Genomic DNA, 22,750 nt, shown 5'->3' with positions numbered 1-22,750 from the left:
GGTTTAGCTCCCAGACATCACATACTTAGACAGCAAATCCCGGGCTTTCACTTCGGCGTCCATGACCGTCATAAAGGTGTAAGCGCCCATGAGTTTTCGGCTAAGGAACATGAACTCTTTGGGCGGTACAGTGAAATGCCGCGTCGCTGCGGAGCGAGCTGCTGCTGAGGTCGCGCGAACATGTAGCTTGCTCTTAGCCCAGCAATAAGCGCCCTCGGCGTTAAGCAACTCACGAGGTACTTTGCTGCTTTCAGCGAAGGGCTCAAAGGCCAGAAAGGCAAGGTCAATAAAGCCTTCCAATGTGCCGAGCTTCATGCCGTCGAAAAAGCGATAGCCTTTCATGGCGGCCTTCATGGCATCACGATCGGCATGAAAAGCCGCACGGGTCATGCCGCGAGCCAGGTCGAGAATGTCGGCAGGGAAGTCACGCACAGCGCCGAAGTCCAGCAGCACAATACGGTCGGGTTGGGCGTTGGCATCCACAGAAATTTGCACGAGGTAGTTGCCAAAATTGGGGTCTGTTTGAATCTGGCCCCACTGGAACACTTCCTGGCAGCATATTTCTAAGGCTGCGATAGCAAGCGCATTTTTACGCGCTGCTGGCAGGCTAAGTACGGCGTCGCTGTTAACGGGTACGCCGTGCTCAAACGACATCACCAACAAATGATCACCACAGTATTCGGGGAAAATTTTCGGCACCACAAAACGCGGGTCGTCCTTCAGAAACTCTCGGAAAAGCCGCGTGGTTTCTGCTTCCAGCGGATAGTTCACTTCGCGATGCATCATCATGCGAACTTCTTCTAGCCACTCGTCGAACTCGCGTGTTTGTGGCACGGCTCGGGTTAGCCGCAGCATTTGGGTGACCAAATTTAAGTCGCTGTCGATGGCTTCAGCCACGCCCGGGTATTGAATTTTCAGTACCATTTCGGCGCCATCACTGCGACGGCGTGCCCGATGCACCTGCGCCAGTGAGGCAGCGCCTAGCGGCTCGGGATTGATGTCGAGTTCGTTGAAACGGCTGCCCAGCTGAGCCCGCACCAACGGTTCCAACGAGGACCACTCTAATGCCGTGGTGCTGTCGTTGAGCTTATGCAGCGCCGTGGTGATCTCGGGCGGCAGAAAGTGCTCGCCATACAACGCCATCATCTGACCAATTTTGACCACGCTGCCTTTGAGTTTGCCGAGCTCTCCCACTAAGTATTCGGCCTGTTCGCCAAGGGCTTTACGGCGAGTGCTGGCACGGTCTTCTGGCGCGGCAAAGAGCGAGCCAGCCGCCGATGCGGCCATGCGCGACCCAGCCACCAGTGAGGCTTTGGCAATGGAGAAGCGGCGCTCAAACGCACCTGTTTTGAGACGAGTTAAGCGGTCATCGCTCATGCAAGCTTTCCTGTGCAATAAATCTTCGGTCTAGTTTACCTGAACTGCTTGCCAGCCTTCGGCGCTTTCCGTCGCACGATTTTCTTCGGCGAGCTTAATGAGGTGAGCCAGCAGACTGTACTTGGCGATACCATGCAGCCAGGGTGCAACATCGTCATACACCGTCAGCACCAGGTCAGCGAGAGCTTGGGGGCTATGCGTCAGGCAGCGCAGGACTTTATCTTCGCGCTGCTGCCGGTGCGCCAGTGTGCCGTTAATAACAGCATTGGCATCTGCCATGACGCGCCCGTGGCCCGGCAATAATGCGGTCAGCTGCAAGGGCAGTAGCTTACGCAGTGACGCTAGGTAGTCTCCAAGGCGGCCATGAGGCGGAATGATGACCACAGTTGAGCCTTGAATAAGATGGTCGCCGGTAATTAACCAGCCATCTTCGGGGGCATGAAAACAAAGATGGTTTTCAACATGGCCGGGCGTGTGGATGACGTGTAACGGCCATCCCAAGTCCTGAAAGCAATCCCCGTCTTGAAGGGTGTGATTAATCTCAGTGTCACGGTCTTGGCTGGGATCACTGGCTAAAGGCGCCATGCCAAAGACCAGAGCCCCGGTTGCAGCGACCAGCGCGGAGCACCCCGGCGAATGATCACGATGGGTATGCGTTAACAATATATGGGTCAGTGGCTTGCCACTATCGGCGACTGCCTGCATCAGCGCTGAGAAGTGTTGCTCGTCTGCAGGGCCGGGATCAACGCAGACCACCTTGTCTTGGCCAATCAGCAAATAGCTGTTGGTGCCGGGACCCGTCATCATGCTGGCATTAGGCGCAGTTATCCGGGTGACGCGAGGGCTGAGCGCTACGGCAACACCGGGCGAAATAGTCACATCGTGCTGAGTGGCAACATCGGTAGCGCTGGGTGTCATGGGTTATCTCAACAGCAATTTGAAATTCATGCTGCGCTTTTATCACAGCGTAGCGTTGGCAGCGCAGGTCAGGCCTCTATACTAGCGGCTAATTTTATCGACTTGATCGATGTGCCTGCTGAGATACCACCATGCTTACCGTGATTTCGCCTGCCAAAACCCTGGATTATGAGTCGCCCTTACCTGCTGATTTAGCGACTTCACGCCCAGGCTTCCTAAGCGACTCTGCTGAGTTAGTGGCAGTTTTGCGCGATTACACGCCTGCGCAAGTGGCTACACTGATGTCGCTTTCGGACAAGCTGGCTGCACTCAATGTGGCGCGCTTTCAGACTTGGCATCAGGAATTTTCCGAGCCTGAGGCGAGACCGGCGCTGTTTGCTTTTAAGGGTGATGTCTATACCGGTCTGGATGTGACGCGTTTGAGTGCCGCTGAATTAGCGCGTGCACAACAGCATTTACGCATTTTATCGGGGCTGTATGGGCTGTTAAGGCCCTTGGACCTGATGTTGCCTTATCGACTTGAAATGGGCACTGAGCTGCCGAATCCGCGAGGAAAGCAGCTTTACGATTTTTGGGGTGAACGTATTACGCAGGCATTGAACGCGGCGTTGGCAGAGCAGGGCGATGATGTGTTAATCAATTTGGCCTCAAATGAATACTTCCGTTCGGTTCAGCCAAAAAAATTAAATGCCACGATTTACACGCCACAGTTTAAAGACGAAAAAAGTGGCCAATACAAAATGATCAGCTTTTTTGCCAAAAAGGCCCGGGGCCGTATGGCGGCATGGCTGTTACAAAACGATGTTCGCCAACCTAACGATCTGCGCGATTTTGACGTGGACGGCTATGCCTTTAATAGCGCCCTTAGCTCGGGCCAAACCCTTGTATTTACACGTCGCGAAGGAGTATCGCCATGAGCTTTCAAGCCTTAACTGCCGAGCAACAGCAGCAACTTGAAGCGGCTGCTTTTCGCCGTTTGGTAGCGCATTTGCAGGCGCGCACCGACGTGCAAAATATGGATTTGATGAACTTGTCGGGCTTCTGTCGTAACTGCCTGTCTAAGTGGCTTCGAGCGGAAGCCGAGCAGCAAGGAATCGCCTTATCGGATGCTGCCGCTCGTCAGCAGGTGTATGGCATGCCCTATGAGGACTGGAAGGCAGCCCACCAAAAGCCTTAAACTCGCGCCCTAATTTTGCTTTACGAGGAATTGACCGTGTCCGTGGAAACCATTAAAGCCCTGCAAGCCGACCACTTTGGTCGCTGGAAAAACCGTGAGGCCATTGCCGAGTCTATGATTCCGGTGCTGGGCCGCCTAGCCCGCGAGCGCAACGTCGTGGTGACGGTTTTTGGTCGCTCCTTGGTCAATCGTTCGGTTATTCAAATCCTCAAGAGCCACCGTCGCGTCCGTATGATTGCCGGTGATCTGTCGGTGGTCGATACCTTCCCTATCCTTGAAATCATTGCATCGCTGGATGTGGGCACCTGTGAGATTGATATCGGCAAGCTCGCCATTGATTACCGTGAAAACGGCAATGGCAGCGATTTGCGCGCCTTTGTTGCCGCTGCTGTGCAGCCGGGCATTGGTTTAACGCCGCAGGGCGAGCCACGCGATGTTGTGCTTTATGGCTTCGGTCGTATTGGCCGCATCCTGGCGCGTTTGCTGATTGAGAAAGCCGGCAATCTGGGCGGTCTGCGTCTGCGCGCCATCGTTGTGCGCAAAACTACCGATGGCGATCTGCAGAAGCGTGCGTCGCTGCTGCGTCGTGACTCCATCCACGGTCCGTTCGAAGGCACCATCGCGGTCGATGAGGAAAACGAAGCCATCATCGCCAACGGCAACTTCATTAAAGTGATTTACGCCTCGCAGCCGGAAGAGATTGATTACACCGCGTATGGCATCAGCAACGCGCTGCTGATCGACAATACCGGCAAGCTTAAGGATGACGCCGGTCTTGGCCGTCACCTGACCTGTCCCGGTGTGACCCGTGTGATTCTCACGGCACCCGCCAAAGGCACCATCAAGAACCTGGTCTATGGCGTGAATAACGACACCATCACCGATGCCGACACCATTCTGTCTGCCGCGTCCTGCACCACCAACGCCATCACGCCGGTGCTCAAGGTCATGAATGACCACTTCGGTATTCTGTCTGGCCACGTTGAGACTGTGCACTCGTTCACCAACGACCAGAACCTCATCGACAACTACCACAAGGCTGATCGCCGTGGTCGTTCCGCCGTGCTCAACATGGTCATCACCGAAACCGGTGCTGCCAAGGCCGTGGCCAAGGCGCTGCCGGAATTGCTCGGCAAGCTCACCGGTAACTCGATTCGCGTACCGACGCCGAATGTGTCCATGGCTATTCTTAGCCTGACGCTGGAAAAGGCCGCGAGCAAGGAAGAGATCAACGAGTTCCTGCGTCAGGTCTCGCTGCACTCCAATCTGCAGGACCAGATCGACTATACGAACTCCACGGAAGTGGTGTCGTCGGACTTTATCGGGTCGCGTTCGGCAGGTGTCTTTGATGCCCAAGCCACCATCGTGAATGGCAATCGCGCTAACCTCTATGTCTGGTACGACAACGAGATGGGTTATAGCTGTCAGGTCATGCGTATTGCTGAGCAAGTGTCCGGCACGCACTACCTGCATCTGCCTATTGAGGGCTGAGGCAAGCCTGATTCCGGCGTTGTGCAGCTGGTCTAAAAACGGGAGCTTCGGCTCCCGTTTTGCTTTTCATGACGCTGCATTTCACTATAATCCAGACGATATGCTGTCGAAGGAATCGGCTTGCGCGCGGTACTTCGTTGGTCGTACAAAACAATGACTCGCTGTGGAATAACTCATGATTAAAATCAAGCGAGGGCTGGACCTGCCCATAGCAGGTGCGCCAGCTCAAATGCTGACAGAGATTGCTCAAGTCAACAGCGTCGCGGTACTCGGAGCAGATTTTCCCGGCCTGCAACCCACCATGAAAGTGGCTGAAGGCGATGCCGTTATCACAGGGCAGGCGTTGTTTTCGGATAAGAAAAATACCGATGTGATTTTTACCGCACCCGCCAGCGGGCGAGTTCGCGCCATTCATCGTGGCGCACGACGAGCATTTATTTCCTTGGTTATTGATGTTGATCAGAGCAACACCGAGTCCGTGGCATTTACGGCCTACGATCGTGCAGCACTGGCAACACTCGATACGAGCCAGGTGACATCTCAGCTACTGGCATCGGGTCTATGGGCTGCTCTGCGGACGCGACCGTTTAGTAAGGTGCCCGTGCCGGGAACGGAGCCCACCGCGATTTTTGTTAACGCCATGGATACCAACCCACTGGCGGTTGATCCTGCAGTGGTGATTGCACAAGCTGAGCAAGCCTTTGTCGATGGTCTGACGGTCCTGTCTCGTCTCACCCAAAAGGTATGGCTGGTGCGTTCACCCGAGGCGACATTCGCCACGGGGCCGGCAGCTGTAGAGTCATTTGCCGGACCTCATCCTGCAGGACTCGTCGGCACCCATATTCATTTTTTATCGCCGGCCTCTGCGTCTCGCACGGTTTGGCACCTGAACTATCAGGATGTGATTGCGATCGGGCGTTTATTCGTTTCCGGGCGATTAGACACTCGCCGTGTTGTCTCCCTAGCGGGCCCAGTTGTGCAGCGTCCACGTTTGGTGGAAACGCGTTTGGGCGCTTGCTTAATTGAATTGACTGCGGGTGAGTTGGCGCCCGGCGAAAACCGAGTGATTTCGGGCTCAGTCTTGTCGGGACGTCATGCGCAGGGTGCCGAGGCGTATTTGGGGCGCTACCACTTGCAAGTTTCGGCCTTGGCTGAGGGGCGCGAGCGCGAGTTGCTGCACTATTTCCGTCCCGGCACACATCGCAGTTCAGTGCTCAATCTGTACCTCGGTAAATTCCTAAGAAAAACGTTTCCGTTAACGACCAGTACCAACGGCTCGGAACGAGCCATGGTGCCTGTTGGCACTTATGAGCAGGTTATGCCTCTGGATATCTTGCCGACACAGCTGCTGCGTAGCTTGTTAATTGGCGATACCGATCAAGCTCAGGCTTTAGGTTGCTTAGAGTTGGATGAGGAAGATTTGGCGCTGTGTACGTATGCCTGTCCGGGTAAATATGAGTACGGGCCCATTCTGCGCGATGTGCTAACCAGCATTGAAAAGGAGGGCTAAGCCTTGAGCTGGCTAAAAAATAAATTAGAAGACATGGCGCCTGACTTTCAGAAAGGCGGAAAGCATGAGAGCTGGGCGGCGTTGTTTGAAGCCGTTGATACTTTTTTCTACAGCCCGAAAAAAGTCACTCATGCGGCTGCGCATGTGCGGGACTCTATTGACCTGAAACGCATCATGATTATTGTCTGGGCCGCGACGTTCCCCGCCATGCTGCTGGGGATGTGGAACGTCGGAAATCAAGCGTTGTTGCTCTTGGCAAATGCCCAAGGGGCCAGCCCAGATCAGCTCACAGAAGCCTGGCGCGTGGCAGTGATTAGTTTAGTGGCAGGCTTTGACCATCAAAGCTGGTGGGACTGTCTGATCTATGGCGCGACCTACTTTGTGCCTATTTACTTGGTCACCTTTGTGGTTGGCGGTTTCTGGGAAGTGCTGTTTGCCCAAAAGCGTGGACATGAAGTGAATGAAGGCTTTTTCGTCACCTCCGTGCTCTTTGCCTTGATTTGCCCGCCAACCATTCCTTTATGGCAAGTGGCGCTTGGAATCAGCTTTGGCGTGGTCGTGGCGAAGGAAGTCTTTGGCGGCACCGGTAAAAACTTTGTCAACCCGGCGCTCGCAGGTCGTGCATTCTTGTTTTTTGCTTACCCGGCACAGCTCTCTGGCGATACCGTGTGGACCGCCGCTAATCCGAGTCTCTGGGGCCAGGCCATTGATGGCTTTACTGGCGCAACCGCGCTGGGCCAGGCCAGTGCGTCAGGTTACGAAAATATCCAACGTATTGGCGAAAGTGGTTTGCAGCCGCTGACCTGGTTCGATGCGTTTATCGGTGCCATCCCCGGTTCGGTGGGTGAAGTTTCCACCGCCGCCATTCTGATCGGCGCTGTTATTTTGTTGGCCACCCGTGTGGCCTCTTGGCGAATCATGGCAGGCGTTTTACTGGGCATGATGGCGACGTCTCTCCTCCTGAATGCGGTGGGCTCAGATACCAACCCGATGTTTGCGATGCCTTGGTATTGGCATTTCGTGCTCGGCGGCTTTGCGTTCGGCATGGTGTTTATGGCCACCGATCCTGTTTCTGCGGCCATGACGCACACGGGCCGTTGGATTTTTGGTGCTGTGATTGGAATCATGACGGTGTTAATTCGTGTCGTGAATCCGGCGTATCCGGAAGGGGTGATGCTGGCCATTTTGTTCGCCAACCTGACCGCGCCACTCATCGATTATTTCGTGATTCAAGCCAACATTAAGCGGAGGGCAGCACGAAATGTCTAATGAATCCAATGCCCGAACCATTACGGTCGCCGTTGTTCTCTCGGTCGTGTGTTCGATTGCGCTGGCTGCTGCCGTCACGCTGTTAAAGCCGATACAAGAAGTGAACCGTGCGTTAGATAAGCAGCGAAAGATCCTGTCGGCAGTCGGTATATTGGCTGAAGGGGAGGGCAGCGCTGCACAAGTCCAAAGCGAGTTTGCCCGTTTAGAGCGTTATTTGGTCGACTTGGATACCGGTGCGTATCGTCGTTTGACTCTCGATGATCCTTACGATCAACGTAAAGCCACGCGTGATCCCAAGAGATCCATTGCACTCACGCCTGAGCAGGACATTGCGGGTCTTAAGCGGCGCGCTTTGGAAGCCGATGTTTATGTGCTGCGTGGCCCGGATGGTAAAGCCTCGCGCTTGGTTCTGCCGATCTCCGGCTATGGCCTGTGGTCAACGCTGTATGGCTATCTCGTGCTGAAGAGCGATGCCAATACCGTTGCCGGTATTACCTTTACCGAGCATGCAGAAACGCCAGGCTTGGGCGGAGAGGTTGATAATCCCGCGTGGAAAGCGAGTTGGTCTGGCAAGCAAGTGTATGCCGATCAGCAGGGCTCACCGGTGCTGGCTTTACACAAGGGCGTGAACTTGGAAAAACCGGAAGCGGTGCATCAAGTCGATGCCCTATCGGGCGCCACGCTGACCAGTAATGGTGTTACGCATTTAGTCCAATTTTGGTTGGGGGACTTAGGTTTCCGTAAGTTTCTAGCCAAAGTTCGCGAGACAGGAGTTTGATGATGTCCGATAAGCAAAGCATTCGCGACATTTTGGTTCAGCCCATTCTCAATACCAATCCCGTAGTGTTTCAGGTGTTGGGGATTTGCTCGGCGTTGGCGGTCACCGCCAACATGAAAACAGCCTTGGCCATGTCTATCGGCCTGACGGTGGTGACGGCGTTTTCCAACCTGTTTGTTTCCATGATTCGCGACTTCATTCCCAATGCGATCCGCATCATCGTGCAGATGGTGGTGGTGGCATCGCTGGTGATTATTGTTGATCAATTTTTGCAGGCCTTTTCGCCAGCCATTGCGAAGCAGATGTCGGTGTTCGTTGGTTTGATCATTACCAACTGTATTGTCATGGGTCGGCTCGAGGCCTATGCCATGAAAAATCCCCCGGGCCGAAGCTTTATGGATGGCTTGGGGAATGGCTTAGGTTATTCGGCATTGCTGTTGGTTGTTGGCACCGTTCGCGAAATCTTTGGCGCGGGCACATGGTTTGGGCTGCCGGTACTGCTACCCATTTCGCAGGGCGGCTGGTATTTACCCAATGGCTTAATGTTGCTGCCGCCGTCAGCGTTTTTCCTGATCGGCTTCATCATTTGGGCATTACGCAGCTGGAAACCTGAGCAACAAGAAAAAGATGAGTTCCGCATTGCGCCGAATTCCAAGGCACAGCAGACGCATTAACGGAGCGCCATCATGGAACATTACATCAGTCTTTTTGTGCGTTCAGTGTTTATTGAGAACATGGCGCTAGCCTTCTTCCTAGGCATGTGCACATTCTTAGCCATATCCAAGAAAATTCAAACGGCCATCATGTTGGGGATCGCCGTGGTCGTGGTCATGGCTTTGACCATGCCGATCAATAACTTGGCGTTTAACTATTTGCTCAAAGCCGGCGCCCTTGAATGGACCGGAATGACCGACGCCGACAGTGTGGATTTGAGCTTTCTCGCGCTCATGGTCTACATCTGCATCATCGCGGCCTTTGTGCAAATTTTGGAGATGTTTCTCGATAAGTATGTTCAGTCGCTTTATAACGCGCTGGGCATATTCTTACCGTTGATTACCGTGAACTGTGCCATTTTAGGTGGTGCTTTGTTTATGCAGCAGCGCGAGTACAACTTGCCAGAAAGTGTGGTCTTTGGCATTGGCGCGGGCTTTTCTTGGGCGCTGGCTATTGCTCTGTTGGCGGGTATTCGCGAGAAGCTGAAATACAGTGATGTGCCTGCCGGTCTAAAGGGCTTGGGCATTACGTTTATTACCGTGGGCCTGATGTCGCTGGGCTTCATGTCGTTCTCTGGCATACAGCTCTAAGGAGAGGGGAAGGTCATGTCCACCGAATATATTCTGCTACTCAGTATGCTGATGTTCACCGGTATCGTGGTGAGCTTGGTATTAGTGATTTTGGGCGCTCGTGCCAAATTAGTGTCCGTTGGAAATGTGGTTCTCGACATCAACGGCGATGCCGAAAAACGCATTCAAATTGAAAGCGGGGGCAAGCTCTTAGGTGCCTTGGCCGATCAGAAGATTTTCTTGTCGTCTGCCTGCGGTGGTGGTGGCTCTTGCGGCCAGTGCCGAGTCAAAGTGAAGTCGGGTGGTGGCGACATTTTGCCAACCGAGGAGCCGCATTTCACCAAGCGTGAAATTAAAGAAGGCTGGCGCTTAGGGTGTCAGCTGCAAGTTAAGCAAGATATGGACATTGAGCTAGATGAAGAGCTCTTTGGCGTGAAGCGTTGGGAGTGCGAAGTCATTTCTAACGAAAACGTGGCTACGTTTATTAAGGAACTGACGCTCAAACTCCCTGAAGGTGAGGATGTGCATTTCCGTGCCGGTGGTTATGTGCAATTGGAAATTCCACCTTACGAATGCGAATACAAAGACATGGACATTCAGCCGGAATACCGCGCTGATTGGGAAAAGTTCAATCTGTTTAGCGTTAAATCCAAGACCACCGAAACCACCATTCGCGCATACTCCATGGCGAACTACCCGGATGAGAAGGGTCTTTTAAAGTTCAATATTCGTATCGCTACGCCGCCACTACGTCAGCTCAACGAAATTCCGCCTGGCAAGATGTCGTCCTATGTCTTCTCCCTCAAGCCCGGTGACAAGATCACGGTTTTCGGCCCGTTTGGTGATTTCTTTGCCAAAAATACCGAAGCCGAAATGATCTTTATTGGCGGTGGCGCGGGTATGGCACCCATGCGGTCGCACATTTTCGATCAGCTGCGCCGCTTGAAGAGCAAGCGCAAAATCAGCTTTTGGTATGGCGCGCGTTCGCTGCGTGAAACCTTCTACGTCGATGAGTACGATCAGCTGGCCGCTGAGAACCCAAGCTTCCAGTGGCATCTCGCGCTATCTGAGCCCCAGCCTGAAGATAATTGGACGGGCATGACCGGATTTATTCATAACGTGCTCTATGAGAACTATCTGAAGGATCATCCTGCGCCCGAAGATTGCGAGTTCTACATGTGTGGTCCACCCATGATGAACGCGGCTGTCATCAAGATGCTTGAGGACTTGGGCGTAGATCGCGAAAACATCCTGCTTGATGATTTTGGTGGTTAATTCGTTGCACGGGTTGCGTGCGGGTTTCTTACTGATACTGGCGTTGTTGGCCGGTTGCAGTAATCCGCCGCCGCCCATCGCGGTTTCTGGCGTCGCTTTTTACAGCATGCGTTGGCAGGTCCAAGTGGCTGAGCTGCCAAATGGCATGACGGCTACCGCCCTACAAAAGCAAATGCAAGCCCGCTTAGATGCAGCCAATGCTGTGCTCTCCACCTATCAAACAGACACCGAGTTGATGCGCTTGAATGCCGCGCCATTACAGACGTGGCAGCCGGTGAGCCCACTCTTGGGCAGAACCTTACAGCGAGCACTTCAAGTCAGTGAAGCTACAGACGGTCGTTACGATGTCACCGTTGGGCCATTGGTAGACCTCTGGGGATTTGGTGCTGAAAGTAAGCCGCGCCGAGTTCCATCGGATTCGGATATCGCTCAGGCGCGCTCACGTATGGGCTGGCGCAATGTGGCTCTTTCGGTAAATGCTGACCGAGTGATGAAGCAGCGCGCAGTGACCATGGACCTATCCTCCGTGGGCGAAGGTGCGGGTGTTGATGATTTGGCTGCCACACTAGAGGCCTTAGGTATTCAGGACTATCTGGTAGGCATCGCCGGTAGTTTGCGTGCCCAAGGTAAGCGGCCGGATGGTCAAGCGTGGCGACTGGCGATTGAGCAACCCGATGGTAGCGGTCGTCCCCTGCAAGTTCTGAACTTGCCCAGCGGGGCAGCAATTTCAACCTCGGGCTCGTATCGCAACTATTTTGAAGAGAATGGGGTGCGCTATTCGCATACCATCGATCCAGCCACCGGCCGTCCAATTCAGCACCGGGGCGTATCGGTGACCGTGGTGTCACCGGATGCGCGGGATGACACCTTGGCCGATGCGTGGGCGACTGCACTGAATGTCTTGGGCCCTGACAAAGGCTTGGCCTTAGCGGAAAAGCGCGGACTTGCCGCGTATTTTGTTGAGCGTAGTGATCAGGGTTTTAACACACGATACTCTACGGCCTTTGCGCCTTTTCTTAAGCCATAACGAGGTTTCCGCATGCTGACCACGGCCATAGTTTGCTTCGTACTTATTTTGTTCGTGATCGTGGGTATGGCCGTGGGCGTGATGAACGGACGTGAGCCCATTAAGGGCTCCTGCGGCGGGCTAAATAAATTAGGTTTGCGTGATGGCGAGTGCCCTATCTGCGGCGACGACCCCAACCGTTGTGAGAATAACGAAGGGACAAGCACGAGCTCGCGAGCCGCTCAGCTAGGGCGGGATGTCGCCAAATAATGCGCCGCGTTAAAAGCTAATCCGACCTAAGCAAATGTCGCGATACATGGCAAAGTCGCCTAGTAAGCTATAGAACGGGTGCTTAAAGGTGGCAGGTCGGTTTTTCTCAAAGCCGTAATGACCGAGCCACGCAAAACCGTATCCCGCAACGGGAATGGCCCAGAGCCAAGCGTACTGCCCGGTCGTCACGGCGGTTACAACAATGCTAATGACGAGCGTAGTACCCACGAAATGCAGGCGTCGGCAAGTGCGGTTGCTATGCTCTTGCAGGTAGTAGGGGTAAAACTCGCGAAAGCTGGTAAAGCGGGAGCTGCTCATGGGCGGGCCTCTTCTGATAATTCCATCGAATACGTCAACACGCGACAGCGTTGTAACTCAGTCGCCTCTGCTTGCCAAGTCGTGAACCTTTTCGTCAGTGCGCTTGATAGCTCATGTCATTGCGTGATCTGGCCTGTCACGCCAAAGTCTGCCTCGCTTAAATGACTATAAAGTCATGAACTTCTCATTTACCAGTAGAGGACATTCCACCATGTCGGAAGCCCTGATTTTTGATGCCGTGCGTACGCCGCGTGGTAAAGGCAAGAAGGATGGCTCGTTGCACACTGTAAAGCCCGTGGACCTGATTGTCGGTCTGATGCACGCGCTGGAAGAACGTAACGGCGCAGCCATCAAACACCACGTTGATGATGTGGTTCTGGGTTGCGTCACGCCTGTGGGTGATCAAGGTGCGGACGTGGCAAAAACAGCGGCACTGGCCGCGCATTGGCCACATGAAACGGCTGGCGTTCAGCTCAATCGCTTCTGCGCCTCGGGTTTGGAAGCCGTCAACCTGGGCGCGATGAAGATCCGCTCGGGTTTTGAAGATCTGGTGGTTGTTGGTGGTGTGGAGTGCATGTCGCGCATTCCCATGGGCTCCGATGGCGGTGCCTGGGCCATGGACCCTGCCACTAACTTGGAAACGGGCTTTGTGCCGCAAGGCATTGGTGCAGATCTGATCGCCACCTTGGAGGGTTTCAGTCGCGCCGATGTAGACGCCTTCGCCGTTGAGTCCAACAAGCGTGCCGCCAATGCACGTGCTCAGGGTTGGTTCAAGGGTTCGATCGTGCCGGTGAAAGACCTTAATGGCCAAGTTGTTTTGGCGGAAGATGAGTTCATCAAGCCGGACTCCAGCGTTGAGAAGCTAGCGGGTTTGCAGCCTTCATTCATGATGATGGGCGAGATGGGTGGCTTTAATGCTGTGGCGCTGCAGAAGTACCACTGGGTTGAGAAGATCGACCATGTGCATACGGCCGCTAACTCGTCGGGCATCGTCGATGGCGCCGCTTTGATGCTGATTGGCAACGAAGCCACCGGCAAAAAGCTTGGCCTCAAGCCACGTGCACGCATTATCGCCACCGCCGTGAGCGGCGCTGACCCTACCATCATGCTCACCGGCCCAGCTCCAGCGGCGCGCAAGGCGATGGCCAAAGCCGGCCTGACGGTGGATGACATCGATCTCTGGGAAATCAACGAAGCCTTCGCGGCCGTTGCCATGCGCTTCATGAAAGACATGGGCATCTCGCATGACATCACTAACGTGAATGGCGGCTCCATTGCTATGGGCCATCCGCTCGGTGCTACGGGCTGCATGATCGTGCAAATTGCGCTCGATGAACTCGAGCGTCGCGGCCTAAAACGCGCCCTCTGCACGCTCTGCGTCGGCGGCGGCATGGGCATCGCCACCATCATTGAACGCGTCTGAGTGCGGCCTGCCGCATTCGACCCCCATCATCGGATTTGAGAGAAAAGACCATGAGCCAGAGCGCCATTCGTTGGGAAAAAGACGCTGACAACATCGTCACCCTGACCCTGGACGACCCTAACCAGTCGGCCAACACCATGAACGAGCTGTACCGTCAGTCGATGGGCGAGGCCGTTGCCCGTCTGCACGCTGAAAAAGCGAACATTGCTGGCGTCATCGTGACCTCCGCGAAGAAAACCTTCTTTGCTGGTGGCGACCTTCGCCTGCTGATCCAAGCCACACCAGCCTACGCAGACGCGATGAAGGCTGAGCTGATCGAAATTAATGGTCAGTTACGCAAGTTGGAAACCTTGGGTAAGCCCGTAGTTGCCGCCATGAATGGCACGGCGCTGGGCGGCGGATTGGAAATCGCGCTCGCGACCCATCACCGCATCGCCATTGGCGGTACTAAAGCCGAGTTCGGTCTGCCAGAAGTCTCCCTCGGCCTGCTGCCGGGTGGTGGTGGTCTGACCCGCGTTACTCGCATGCTCGGCATTCAGAACGCCCTCATGAATGTACTCATGCAGGGTCAGCGCATGAAGGCCGAAAAGGCTCAGTCCACTGGCTTGATTGATGAGCTGGCGACCGACACCGACGACATGCTGGCCAAGGCACGCACGTGGATCAAAGCGAACCCGTCGGCGCAACAGCCTTGGGATAAGTCCGGCTATAAAATGCCAGGCGGTACACCATCAACTCCCGCTCTGGCCATGAACCTGCCAGCATTCCCCGCCAACCTGCGTAAGCAGATCAAGAATGCTAACTACCCCGCGCCAAAAGCCATCATGTCGGCTGTCGTTGAGGGTGCGCAGGTTGATTTTGATAATGCCCTGAAAATTGAGCATCGTTACTTCATCCATCTTGCCTGCGGTAAGCAAGCGAAGAACCAAATTAAGGCGTTCTTCTTTGATCTTCAAAAGATCAATGGCGGGGGTTCGCGTCCGTGCAAAGAGACCTATCCTGCATGGAAGGCGACTAAAGTCGGTATTCTCGGCGCTGGCATGATGGGGCAGGGTATTGCCTATGTAGCGGCCTCCGTGGGTATCCAAGTCGTATTGCTGGATCAAACACGGGAAGCTGCGGAAAAGGGTAAGGCCTATAGCAAGGGCTTGCTCGACAAGCGCGTTAGCAAGGGTCGACTCGATGCAGCTAAAGCGGAAGCCACACTGGCGCTGATTCAAACCACGAATGATCATGCCGACCTGAAGGGTTGCGACATGGTGATCGAAGCGGTGTTTGAAGATCGCACCATCAAAGCCAAAGCTACCGAATTGGCGGAAACCAATGCCCTGCCGGATGTGCTGATGTGCTCGAACACATCGACATTGCCTATCACGGGCTTGGCGCAAGCCTCGAAGAAGCCAGAGAACTACATCGGTCTGCACTTCTTCTCGCCAGTCGACAAAATGCCGTTGGTTGAGATCATTCGTGGTGAAAAGACCTCGGATGCCGCGCTGGCTAAGGCCTTCGATTTTGTTCTGCAAATTCGCAAGACACCCATCGTGGTTAACGACTCGCGTGGTTTCTTCACCTCTCGTGTCTTCGGTACCTTTACCTATGAAGGCATCGCCATGTTGGGCGAGGGCTACCACCCCATGACCATCGAGCAGGCCGGCTTGCAGGCGGGCATGCCAGTAGGTCCGTTGGCGGTGACCGATGAAGTCACTATGGAGCTGGGTCGTAAAGTTCGTGTGCAGACCATCAAAGATCTCGCGGCAGAAGGTATTGCATGGGTTGCACATCCTGCCGAAGCCGTCATTGATCGTCTCATGGACGAATTTGGCCGCAACGGTAAGCGCACCGGTAAGGGCTTCTACGACTATCCAGAGGGTGGCAAGAAGACCATCTGGCCAGGTTTGGCAGAGCACTTCACGAAAGCCGAGAAGGTGCAAATTGATGAGGCGGAATTCGAAGAGCTGAAAGAGCGTCTGCTGTACCGCCAATCAATTGAGTCGGCCCGTTGTTTCGAAGAAGGCGTGTTGACCTCCGTAGCCGATGCCAACATTGGCTCCATCTTCGGTATTGGTATGGCTCCGTGGACAGGTGGTGTACTGCAGTACATCAACTACGTTGGTGTTGCTGAGTTCGTTCAGCGTGCCGATGCGCTGGCCGCCAAGCATGGCGACCGTTTCACGCCGCCACAACTGTTGCGTGACATGGCAGCAGCTGGAAAAACCTTCGAGTAATTACGAAGGTGGAATAAAAAAGCTCGGACTGGTTCCGAGCTTTTTTATTGGTCCTGAATATCCGCTAAAATCGAATTTTTCCGGAGAAGTAATCATGGAGTGTCGCGCGGGCTGTGCCGCATGCTGTATCGCACCCTCCATCTCTACCCCAATTCCAGGAATGCCCCTCGGCAAACCTGCCGGAACACGCTGTATTCAGCTCACGGAGCAGGGCTTATGTATGCTCTTTGGGCTGCCTTCACGACCTGCCGTCTGCCGCAGCCTGCAAGCCAGCCCAGAAATGTGTGGTGATTCGTCGGCTGCCGCCATTCGTTGGTTAGATGCATTGGAAAGCGCAACCCGTCCGGACAAACTCTGAGGTATAGTGTGCCTCTCTGTATGCAACGAGACAGTGGGTAATGACGGCTTCCGACCAGGAACTCCTGGCTGCTGCGATGAATCGAACTTCCGATAAAGTCGCGCTTGAATATACGATCGATGAGTTGGCTCAGGCCGCACAGATGACCGTGCGTAATGTTCGTGCATATCAGGACAAAGGCCTCATTCCACCCCCTGAAATTCGTGGACGCACAGGAATTTACTCCGCTGCACACTTGGCCCGACTGCGCGTGATTGGTCCGCTGCTTTCTCGTGGTTATAGTTTAGGAAATATTGCCGAATTAATTGAGTCTTGGGAAAAAGGCCACGACCTTCGCCAATTGCTCGGTTTGGAGCAGGCCTTAACCACGCCGTGGTCAGAAGATGTGCCGGCTTACTATGAGCTTTCAGAAATTATGTCGCTGTTTGGGCGGCAAATGACACCTGAGGCTCTTGCGCGTGCGGTTCAATTAAATTTGATTCAAGTTGATGGCCCTCGGTTTCGTGTGCCCAGTCCGCGGTTGTTTAATGCCGGACTGGAGCTGATGAAGCTGGGCGTGCCTATTTCATCATTGTTCGAACTGCTTGGGGGCATGCGAGCCAACGTTGAGGCCGTGGCGAATAGTCTGGTTCAACTGGTCGTAAAGCATGTGTTTGAGCCTCTGGGAACGCAAACACCCACGGTTGAGCAAGTGCCGCAAATGGCAGAGGTCGTGTGGCGTTTACGTCCTCTGGCCGATATGGCGGTGGCTGCTGAAGTGGCTATTGCCATGGAAAAAGCGATTCAGCGACATTTAGGTGAGCGAATGGATGCTATTTTCGGCGGCCTAAGAGATCGTAAAGATTAGTGGCGTTCTATCGGTTTTTTTGTAGGTTTATTGCAACAGGGTGTTTAACCCTATGTAAATTCCGGTAATCTTCACACAAGTTTAAAATGGCTGTACTAACCATATTCTGTTAAAGAGGTTTTCTCATGCGTACATCACGATTCTCTCTGTCGCCAGCAGCCGCTGCGGTTAAGTCCGTTTTGCTGGCCACTGTTATGACAGGCGCTGCTTTCTCGGCACATGCTGAAGCACCAACAGAAACCGGTACCAGCTACGATAATTACGTCAATTTTGGTGCTTTCTATCTGGAAGCAGATAAGTCGCGTGGTGCCGATGGCACGAGCATTGGTTACCAAGCCGGTGTTGGTCACCGTCTGAGCAGCAACCTGTGGGTAGAAGGCCAGTTTTTCGGTGACACCATTGAAACGGGTAAGTTTGGCACCGACAACTACCAAACCGGTGGTGGTGTTGATTTCCACTTCGCGTTTGGTCAGCGCTCTGAATTCACACCTTTCCTGATTGTTGGTGGCGGTGGTGTCTATAACGATATCGCTGGTACTAAGGATGACGAATTAACCCCGTACTTGAACGTCGGCCTCGGTTTCACCAAATCCATTTTTGGTTTCGATAACCTGCGCTTACGTGGCGAAGTCCGTGCCGTTTATGATGATTTCCAAGAAGGCCAAACGGATTTCCGTGCTGGCTTAGGTCTGGAAATGGGTCTGGGCAGTGCACCAGCGAAAGAGCCTGAAGTTGTGATTCGCGAAGTTCAGGTTGAAGTGCCGGTTGAAAAGATCGTCATTCAGGAAGTCCCTGTTGAGCGCATTGTGATCAAGGAAGTTCCCGCTCCCGCTCCAGAAGTTGTTCCCGTTAGCGTGGATGACGATGGTGATGGCGTGGTTAATGAGCGCGACAAGTGCCCTAACACCCTGAAGGGTGCTCGTGTGGATGGCAACGGCTGTGTGGTTGAGCAGACATTGACTATTCGCGATATCACTTTTGAGAACAACTCAGCGCGTTTGACTGCAAATGCTCAGCGTTTGATGGAAAACGTTGTTGCGTTCTTGCGTTCGGATAGCACCGCTCGTATCAGCATTTCCGGTCATACCGACAGTGTTGCCAGCGACGCTTACAACATGAAGCTTTCCCGTAGCCGTGCCAATGAAGTGCGTGACTACCTCGTGGGCTACGGTATCGACGCTTCGCGTCTGGAAGCTGCTGGCTACGGCGAATCGCGTCCTGTCGCTACAAACGCGACAGCGGAAGGTCGTGAGTTGAACCGCCGCGTTGAGTTCCGCATCCAGAAGTAATGGTGCGGTAGACATCAAAAAAGGGCCTAATCGGCCCTTTTTTGTTTCTGACAATAGACAGGCTATGCTTCGCGCCTCACACACTCATGCAAGACAGGTTGTGCCCTATGAATGGAGTTGTGCGCCAACAACGCGGTGAAGTGCGGCGTGACGCCATTTTGCGGGCAACGTGGGATGTCATCTTGCGCGATGGTGTGCGTGGGGTCAGGCATCGCGCAGTCGCTACGGCAGCCAATGTGCCTTTATCGGCCACGACCTATTACTTCAAAGATATTCAGGATTTGTTAGTCCAAAGCTTTGAATTATTTGCCGAAGAGTCGATCGAGCGATTTGCCATTCCGTTCTGGCGTCAAGTTGAACAGCAGCGTCTGGATTTCATAGAGCAACGTCGTGCCGCCGAACGTGCGGGCGAAACCTATGATGACACGCTCAGTAATGAGCTTTTGCTGGAGGTTGCAGCAAACTACATAGATGTACGGCTGCAACAGCATCGCGCTCAGGTAGAGCTTGAGTACGCCTTTTGGTACGCCGCCATTCAAGAGCCTCGCCTGCAAGTGGCTGTTAGGCAAGTCATTCGCCGTTGGATTGGACTCATGCTGCCGTGGTTGGCGCTTTTGCCGGTAAGCCAGCCAGAGCAGGCCGCGCGCTCCATGCTGGCAACGATGCGACGCATCGAGTACGAAGGGCTTATCGAGGGTAGTGCCACGGTGTCTCCGCACTGGATTCGGGATGCAGTGGCGTATCAGCTGAAAGGGCTTTGGTGAGGGCGATGGTCTTAGCACTTCCCGATTCTTGGCAGACGTTACTGGCAGAAGAATGGAGCCAACCCTACGCGGTTGAGCTGCAGCAAGTACTGGCACATGAGCGCCAGGCAGGCATTATTCATTACCCCCCGTCATGCCAGGTATTTGCCGCCTTAGCCGCGACCCGACCTGAGCATGTGCGAGTCGTGATTTTGGGGCAGGACCCCTATCATGGGCCGAACCAAGCGCATGGCTTAAGTTTTTCGGTATCCCGTGGGCAGGTCTTACCTCCATCCTTACGCAATATCTTTTCTGAACTCAGTGCAGATCTCGCGCTGCCCAAGCCACGCCAGGGCGATTTATCTTATTGGGCGTCTCAAGGGGTCTTGCTGCTGAACAGTGTCTTGACCGTGCGAGCGGGCGAGGCGGGTTCGCATCAGAAGTTGGGTTGGGAACGATTTACCGATGCCCTGATTGCACAGTTAAATCAGCGCCACGCGGGACTGGTTTTTATGCTCTGGGGCGCATACGCACAAAAAAAAGGCCGACTGATTGATCGACAACGTCATTTGGTTTTAAGTGCTGCCCACCCCTCACCGCTCTCTGCGAATCGCGGTGGCTGGTTTGGTTGTCGACACTTTTCGCAAGCAAACGCTTGGTTGCAACTTCAGCATCAAGCCCAAATTGATTGGTCATTACCCGAATAAGGATTCTTTGCAATGCATGTCAGTGAAGCACCTGTACACATTGAGTTGTTAGCTACGGCGTCTGGCCACTCTATTGCCGTTGCCACCTTGGATGCCGAACGTAGTTTGAATTCGCTGACACTCGCCATGGTTGATGTGCTGCTACCGCAGCTGGAGGCGTGGGCTGCGGATGATCGTGTGGTGGCGGTGCTGCTGCGGGGTCGAGGTGAGCGGGCATTTTGTGCCGGCGGTGATGTGCGTGCGCTCACGCAGCATGCGCGGACGGGAGAGGGTGATGCCGATTACCCGGCCCACTTCTTTGCTCGTGAGTATCGACTCGACTATGCCATTCGAGAGTTTCCTAAGCCTCTGTTGGTGTGGGGGACCGGTGTTGTCATGGGGGGTGGCATGGGGCTCTTGTTGGGTGCCAGTTTTCGCGTGGTCACAGAGACAACGCGCATGGCCATGCCGGAAATCACCATTGGGCTATTTCCGGATGTGGGTGGAAGCTATTACCTGTCGCGATTACCCAAGCGTGTGGGACTCTTTATGGGGCTCACGGCGTGTCAATTTGGAGCCAGTGATGCCGTGGCTTTAGGTTTGGCCAGTCATGCACTGAGCTCCGAAGCATGGCCTCAATTGCTGAGTGAACTGCTCAATCAGGCGTGGACAACCGAGAGCGCCTTCTCGCTGGTATCGACCTGTTTGGCTCACTTGCCATCGCCGACACTGGTTGGGGGTGTCTTGCAGCAACATGCGGATGCCATTACGGCATTAACTGACCATGAGAATCTTAATGCGCTGGATGCCGCATGGCGTTCAGCGTTGCCTGAGGAGCCCTGGTTAGCTAAAGCGGTGCAAGCCTATCGCTCGGGCTCACCAACCAGTGCTGCGTTGATTTGGCAGCAATGGCAGAGCTCGGGCTCGCTAAGCCTCGCAGAGGTTTTCCGCACGGAATGGATATTGTCCAGCCAATGTGCACGCCACCCAGATTTTCCGGAGGGCGTTCGTGCGCTCTTAATTGATAAAGACCAGTCGCCGCACTGGCAGCCGGCACAGTTGGCCGATGTTAGCCCGCAGTGGTTGGCCGCACATTACGCGATGCCGGCGGGCATGACGCAGCCGCTGGCCGATCTCGAAGAGACGTTTGGCTCACGCGATCCATTAGCGCGTGAAGGGTAGACGCTTCAACACAGATTGGGCGTCAGCATCCAGGCGCTTGGCCACCAGCTCACGCTTGGTTTGCGCCAGCACTAACCACTGCTGATGGCCCTGAGCGACCGCGCGAATGACTTCACCTACTCGTGAGCCATCTTCGCTGACTAGGCCCATGCCGGCCGTCAGCGATTCTTGCCCGCTTTCGCATTGCCATGCACTCAGTTCGGTTTTAAGTTGTCCACGGAAATAGAGTCTCGCCACAATTTCCTGACCCAAGTAGCAGCCCTTCTGATAGCTCACGCCCTGAAGCGCGTGATAATCCATCTCCTGCGGCTGAAACAGTTCAGTTTCTGCTGCTGCCAGGATCCACTCGCCGGCGACAATGCTGGCTGAATCCCAGCAGACCGCAGCCGCTTCGGAGGACGTAGCCGTATCGGTTAGCGGCGCAGCATCCGATGCCAAGCTTAGCAGCAGTCCACGGGTGAGGCCTGGAAGTCGGATGCGAATGGGAAGTTCGAGACCTGAGCAACCTTGATCGATGGCGGGCAACTCCGGTAGCGCCAAGCCTAGGCTGGCGAGGCGATTCTGAGCGCCGCGTCCCAGCACGCCTTGTATGCGAAGGGCGATTTCACTCAGGGTGACTTTCGAAAACACGCCGTACTTCGCTAAGCGTGAGCGCGCCGCTTCAAACTGTTCAGCTGGCAGGATGAGCAAATAGCCCTCTGGCCAAGCCAGTAAGCGGCCACTGAGTTGGGCGCGGCCCTTGAGGTTTAGTAAGCAGGCAAGGCGAGACTGTGCCGCAGACACTTCACGAATATCTGTAGTGACTTGGCCTTGTAAAAAGGTTTCGGCATCCGGACCCACAATCGCAAGGGCGCGCCAAGGCAGCGTTAAGACAAGATCATCTTGTGCTTGGAGGGCGGCCTGGGCTGCAAGCACCTCAACGGAAGGTGAGGTAAACACAAGCGAACTGGACATGACGGCTCCTTAGCGACGGATAGATTGGTGAAATGGGGATCACGGTGCTAAATACAAGCTCTATAATGCCGTGCTTAACCGATTGGGGTAGAGAATTTCATGACACGGCCGTTTACGGAAGAAGAGAAACGCTTACGCTGGCAGTGCCGACGGGGCCTGAAAGAGCTCGATGTGCTGCTTGAACCGTTCATGGAGGAGCACTATCTTGGCCTGGATGCTGAGGAGCAAGCGCTATTTGCACGCTTTTTGGAGGAAGAGGACGTCGATCTTCTGGCGTGGCTTATGCAATATCTTCAACCCGAAGACGCAGGTCATCAGCGCATCGTCGCGCGTATCTTGCAACGTCTGGCACGCTGAGTTTAGGTTACAGC

General features: G+C 54.5%; 24 protein-coding genes. 20 read left to right on the top strand and 4 right to left on the bottom strand.

What is annotated here, in order from left to right:
• Positions 1–3: 3 nt before the first annotated feature.
• Both A8710_RS09130 and A8710_RS09125 read right to left on the bottom strand, forming a co-directional pair.
• Positions 4–1,377 (bottom strand): ABC1 kinase family protein, encoded by a 1,374-nt coding sequence (locus tag A8710_RS09130; RefSeq protein WP_068859887.1) that lies wholly within the window; start codon positions 1,375–1,377, stop codon positions 4–6.
• A gap of 30 nt (positions 1,378–1,407) precedes the next feature.
• Positions 1,408–2,295 carry an MBL fold metallo-hydrolase gene (locus tag A8710_RS09125; RefSeq protein ID WP_068859885.1) on the bottom strand — a complete coding sequence of 296 codons (888 nt, stop codon included), beginning with the start codon at positions 2,293–2,295 and terminating at the stop codon, positions 1,408–1,410.
• Between the two features lie 131 nt (positions 2,296–2,426).
• Between A8710_RS09125 and yaaA the strand changes: the two genes are divergently transcribed.
• The 11 genes from yaaA to nqrM all read left to right on the top strand — a co-directional run bounded on the left by yaaA (position 2,427) and on the right by nqrM (position 12,354).
• Positions 2,427–3,212: a peroxide stress protein YaaA gene (gene yaaA, locus A8710_RS09120; RefSeq protein ID WP_068859883.1), complete on the top strand. Its 786-nt coding sequence runs from the start codon at positions 2,427–2,429 to the stop codon at positions 3,210–3,212.
• Positions 3,209–3,472 carry a DUF1244 domain-containing protein gene (locus tag A8710_RS09115; protein WP_068859882.1) on the top strand — a complete coding sequence of 88 codons (264 nt, stop codon included), beginning with the start codon at positions 3,209–3,211 and terminating at the stop codon, positions 3,470–3,472. The genes yaaA and A8710_RS09115 overlap by 4 nt, the downstream gene beginning before the upstream one ends.
• A gap of 42 nt (positions 3,473–3,514) precedes the next feature.
• Positions 3,515–4,963: a glyceraldehyde-3-phosphate dehydrogenase gene (locus tag A8710_RS09110; protein ID WP_264753538.1), complete on the top strand. Its 1,449-nt coding sequence runs from the start codon at positions 3,515–3,517 to the stop codon at positions 4,961–4,963.
• A 175-nt stretch (positions 4,964–5,138) separates the two neighbouring features.
• Positions 5,139–6,473, top strand: a complete 1,335-nt coding sequence (locus tag A8710_RS09105) for a Na(+)-translocating NADH-quinone reductase subunit A (protein WP_068859878.1) — start codon at positions 5,139–5,141, stop codon at positions 6,471–6,473.
• 33 nt (positions 6,474–6,506) lie between these two features.
• Positions 6,507–7,742, top strand: coding sequence for an NADH:ubiquinone reductase (Na(+)-transporting) subunit B (locus tag A8710_RS09100; RefSeq protein WP_068860726.1), 1,236 nt, complete (start codon positions 6,507–6,509; stop codon positions 7,740–7,742).
• Positions 7,735–8,520 (top strand): Na(+)-translocating NADH-quinone reductase subunit C, encoded by a 786-nt coding sequence (locus tag A8710_RS09095; protein ID WP_068859876.1) that lies wholly within the window; start codon positions 7,735–7,737, stop codon positions 8,518–8,520. The genes A8710_RS09100 and A8710_RS09095 overlap by 8 nt, the downstream gene beginning before the upstream one ends.
• Positions 8,520–9,194, top strand: a complete 675-nt coding sequence (locus A8710_RS09090; protein WP_082968765.1) for an NADH:ubiquinone reductase (Na(+)-transporting) subunit D — start codon at positions 8,520–8,522, stop codon at positions 9,192–9,194. Before A8710_RS09095 ends, A8710_RS09090 begins: the two co-directional genes overlap by 1 nt.
• Before the next feature lie 12 nt (positions 9,195–9,206).
• Positions 9,207–9,824 (top strand): NADH:ubiquinone reductase (Na(+)-transporting) subunit E, encoded by a 618-nt coding sequence (nqrE, locus tag A8710_RS09085; protein WP_068859872.1) that lies wholly within the window; start codon positions 9,207–9,209, stop codon positions 9,822–9,824.
• A 15-nt stretch (positions 9,825–9,839) separates the two neighbouring features.
• Positions 9,840–11,078 carry an NADH:ubiquinone reductase (Na(+)-transporting) subunit F gene (nqrF, locus tag A8710_RS09080; protein ID WP_068859870.1) on the top strand — a complete coding sequence of 413 codons (1,239 nt, stop codon included), beginning with the start codon at positions 9,840–9,842 and terminating at the stop codon, positions 11,076–11,078.
• Positions 11,071–12,105, top strand: coding sequence for an FAD:protein FMN transferase (locus A8710_RS09075; RefSeq protein ID WP_157686376.1), 1,035 nt, complete (start codon positions 11,071–11,073; stop codon positions 12,103–12,105). The genes nqrF and A8710_RS09075 overlap by 8 nt, the downstream gene beginning before the upstream one ends.
• A 12-nt stretch (positions 12,106–12,117) precedes the next feature.
• Complete coding sequence (gene nqrM / locus A8710_RS09070) at positions 12,118–12,354, top strand: (Na+)-NQR maturation NqrM (RefSeq protein ID WP_068859866.1); 237 nt, start codon at positions 12,118–12,120, stop codon at positions 12,352–12,354.
• Positions 12,355–12,363: 9 nt separating this feature from the next.
• On the opposite strand, the gene A8710_RS09065 is transcribed toward nqrM, so the two are convergent.
• Positions 12,364–12,672, bottom strand: a complete 309-nt coding sequence (locus A8710_RS09065; protein WP_068859863.1) for a DUF962 domain-containing protein — start codon at positions 12,670–12,672, stop codon at positions 12,364–12,366.
• Between the two features lie 211 nt (positions 12,673–12,883).
• Here A8710_RS09065 and A8710_RS09060 point away from each other — a divergent pair, with 211 nt between their 5' ends.
• From A8710_RS09060 to A8710_RS09025, 8 genes are all read left to right on the top strand, one after another.
• Positions 12,884–14,095: an acetyl-CoA C-acetyltransferase gene (locus tag A8710_RS09060; RefSeq protein ID WP_068859861.1), complete on the top strand. Its 1,212-nt coding sequence runs from the start codon at positions 12,884–12,886 to the stop codon at positions 14,093–14,095.
• A gap of 50 nt (positions 14,096–14,145) precedes the next feature.
• On the top strand, positions 14,146–16,320 hold the full coding sequence (locus A8710_RS09055; RefSeq protein WP_068859859.1) for a 3-hydroxyacyl-CoA dehydrogenase NAD-binding domain-containing protein: 2,175 nt from the start codon (positions 14,146–14,148) through the stop codon (positions 16,318–16,320).
• Between the two features lie 94 nt (positions 16,321–16,414).
• Complete coding sequence (locus A8710_RS09050; RefSeq protein ID WP_082968764.1) at positions 16,415–16,678, top strand: YkgJ family cysteine cluster protein; 264 nt, start codon at positions 16,415–16,417, stop codon at positions 16,676–16,678.
• A gap of 40 nt (positions 16,679–16,718) precedes the next feature.
• On the top strand, positions 16,719–17,525 hold the full coding sequence (locus A8710_RS09045) for a MerR family transcriptional regulator (RefSeq protein WP_068859855.1): 807 nt from the start codon (positions 16,719–16,721) through the stop codon (positions 17,523–17,525).
• 125 nt (positions 17,526–17,650) lie between these two features.
• A complete protein-coding gene (locus A8710_RS09040; RefSeq protein WP_068859853.1) occupies positions 17,651–18,814 on the top strand; it encodes an OmpA family protein in 1,164 nt (387 codons plus the stop codon).
• A 107-nt stretch (positions 18,815–18,921) separates the two neighbouring features.
• Positions 18,922–19,578: a TetR/AcrR family transcriptional regulator gene (locus A8710_RS09035; RefSeq protein ID WP_157686374.1), complete on the top strand. Its 657-nt coding sequence runs from the start codon at positions 18,922–18,924 to the stop codon at positions 19,576–19,578.
• 5 nt (positions 19,579–19,583) lie between these two features.
• Positions 19,584–20,264: a uracil-DNA glycosylase gene (ung, locus tag A8710_RS09030; protein ID WP_068859849.1), complete on the top strand. Its 681-nt coding sequence runs from the start codon at positions 19,584–19,586 to the stop codon at positions 20,262–20,264.
• A gap of 12 nt (positions 20,265–20,276) precedes the next feature.
• Positions 20,277–21,425, top strand: a complete 1,149-nt coding sequence (locus A8710_RS09025) for an enoyl-CoA hydratase/isomerase family protein (RefSeq protein ID WP_068859847.1) — start codon at positions 20,277–20,279, stop codon at positions 21,423–21,425.
• On the opposite strand, the gene ygfZ is transcribed toward A8710_RS09025, so the two are convergent.
• Complete coding sequence (gene ygfZ / locus A8710_RS09020) at positions 21,408–22,379, bottom strand: CAF17-like 4Fe-4S cluster assembly/insertion protein YgfZ (protein ID WP_068859845.1); 972 nt, start codon at positions 22,377–22,379, stop codon at positions 21,408–21,410. The two genes, A8710_RS09025 and ygfZ, sit on opposite strands and share 18 nt — an antisense overlap.
• Positions 22,380–22,478: 99 nt before the next feature.
• Here ygfZ and A8710_RS09015 point away from each other — a divergent pair, with 99 nt between their 5' ends.
• Positions 22,479–22,736: an FAD assembly factor SdhE gene (locus A8710_RS09015; protein WP_068859843.1), complete on the top strand. Its 258-nt coding sequence runs from the start codon at positions 22,479–22,481 to the stop codon at positions 22,734–22,736.
• Positions 22,737–22,750 lie beyond the last annotated feature (14 nt).

The organism is Perlucidibaca aquatica, assembly GCF_001676655.1.
In the GTDB taxonomy this organism is placed as follows: Bacteria; Pseudomonadota; Gammaproteobacteria; order Pseudomonadales; family Moraxellaceae; genus Perlucidibaca; species Perlucidibaca aquatica.
This window is presented reverse-complemented; position numbering and strand designations above follow the sequence as displayed.